We start from the raw sequence: 220 nt of genomic DNA on the forward strand, positions 1-220 counted from the left end.
AGGCACTGACCTCCTACCACCGCTCCGCCACCATCCACCGCCGGCTCGGTGACCGCAGCCGCGAAGCCCTCGCCTGGCAGGGCGCCGGCCGCGTGCACCACCACCTCGGACGCCACACCGAAGCCGCCGACTTCCTCTCCCGAGCCGCCGCCACACATCGCGAACTCGACGACCGATGGCACGAAGCCATCGCCCTCGACCACCTCGCCCACACCACCGC

Annotated in this window: 1 pseudogene; it reads left to right on the top strand. The window is 72.3% G+C overall.

The annotated features are described in order from the left end of the window. Positions 1-220, top strand: a pseudogene (locus E0D90_RS26365) (tetratricopeptide repeat protein); the annotation flags it as partial.

Source organism: Streptomyces otsuchiensis (assembly GCF_004305975.1).
Lineage (GTDB): Bacteria > Actinomycetota > Actinomycetes > Streptomycetales > Streptomycetaceae > Streptomyces > Streptomyces otsuchiensis.